The organism is Streptomyces sp. CAI-85 (assembly GCF_013363615.1).
Lineage (GTDB): Bacteria > Actinomycetota > Actinomycetes > Streptomycetales > Streptomycetaceae > Streptomyces > Streptomyces antibioticus_B.
This window is the reverse complement of record NZ_JAANNX010000174.1, coordinates 1-1,642: the sequence shown is the minus strand read 5'-3', so window position 1 is coordinate 1,642 and position 1,642 is coordinate 1. Positions and strand designations below refer to the sequence as shown.

The 1,642-nt window shown below is 70.9% G+C and carries 2 protein-coding genes; one reads left to right on the top strand and one right to left on the bottom strand.

Annotated elements, in window-relative coordinates; genetic code table 11:
• Nucleotides 1-255: HU family DNA-binding protein (locus G6W55_RS37540; protein ID WP_254876596.1), on the top strand; the 255-nt coding region annotated here is incomplete at its 5' end.
• Between the two features lie 337 nt (nt 256-592).
• Here G6W55_RS37540 and G6W55_RS37535 read toward each other — a convergent pair.
• Nucleotides 593-1,642, bottom strand: a 1,050-nt coding sequence (locus G6W55_RS37535; protein ID WP_175525049.1) for a UDP-N-acetylglucosamine 1-carboxyvinyltransferase, incomplete at its 5' end; no start/stop codon positions are given.

Here is a 1,642-nt window from a genome sequence, read left to right as displayed (position 1 = left end):
CTGGCCGACCGCGCCGAGGTGACCCGCAAGGACGCCGACGCCGTGCTGGCCGCGTTCGCCGAGGTCGTCGGCGACATCGTCTCCAAGGGCGACGAGAAGGTCACCATCCCCGGCTTCCTGACCTTCGAGCGCACCCACCGTGCCGCTCGCACCGCGCGCAACCCGCAGACCGGCGACCCGATCCAGATCCCGGCCGGCTACAGCGTGAAGGTCTCCGCGGGCTCGAAGCTCAAGGAAGCGGCCAAGGGCAAGTAAGCCGCACCCGTACGCCACGGACGCGTACGGGCCTCAGCAACGCCCATGGGGCGGCCACCCTGACCAGGGTGACCGCCCCATCGCCGTACTCGCTCTGCCGCTGGAGGCGCAGGCAGCCGTACAGACTGCTAACCGAGCAGCTTGCCCGGGAGTTCGACCTTGGCTCCCAGCTCCACCAGCTTCTCCATGCTGTGCCTGCCCGGGGGACGACCCCCGGACCCCCGGCCGGGGGCGGGACGGCCCCGGGCCCGGGCCGAGCGGGTCGGGACGGTTCATGGCCCGGGAACCCGCCCGGGGGAGCCGCCCCGGATTCCTGGGAGGCCGGGGCGGGCGGGGCTCAGCCGAGCAGCTTGCCCGGGAGTTCGACCTTGGCTCCCAGTTCCACCAGCTTCTCCATGAAGTTCTCGTAGCCGCGGTTGATCAGTTCGATGCCGTGGACTCGGGAGGTGCCCTGGGCCGCGAGGGCGGCGATCAGGTAGGAGAAGCCGCCGCGGAGGTCGGGGATGACCAGGTCGGCGCCCTGGAGGCGGGTGGGGCCCGAGACGACCGCGGAGTGCAGGAAGTTGCGCTGGCCGAAGCGGCAGTCGGAGCCGCCCAGGCACTCGCGGTAGAGCTGGATGTGGGCGCCCATCTGGTTCAGCGCCGAGGTGAAGCCGAGCCGGGACTCGTACACCGTCTCGTGGATGATCGACAGCCCCGTGGCCTGCGTCAGCGCGACCACCAGCGGCTGCTGCCAGTCGGTCTGGAAGCCCGGGTGGACGTCCGTCTCGAGCGCGATGGACTTGAGCTGCCCGCCGGGGTGCCAGAAGCGGATGCCCTCGTCGTCGATCTGGAAGGCGCCGCCCACCTTCCGGTAGGTGTTCAGGAACGTCATCATCGAGCGCTGCTGCGCCCCGCGGACGTAGATGTCACCCTCGGTCGCCAGCGCCGCGGACGCCCAGGAGGCCGCCTCCAGCCGGTCCGACAGGGCCCGGTGGTTGTACCCGCCGAGCTTGTCCACACCGGTGATGCGGATCGTGCGGTCGGTGTCCATCGCGATGATCGCGCCCATCTTCTGCAACACGCAGATGAGGTCCTCGATCTCCGGCTCGACGGCCGCGTTGGACAGCTCGGTGACACCCTCGGCGAGGACGGCCGTCAGCAGCACCTGCTCGGTCGCGCCCACCGACGGGTACGGCAGCCGGATCTTCGTGCCGCGCAGCCGCTGCGGAGCCTCCAGGTACTGCCCGTCCGCCCGCTTCTCGATCTTCGCGCCGAACTGCCGCAGCACGTCGAAGTGGAAGTCGATCGGCCGGCCGCCGATGTCGCAGCCGCCCAGGCCCGGGATGAACGCGTGGCCCAGCCGGTGCAGCAGCGGCCCGCAGAACAGGATCGGGATACGGCTCGA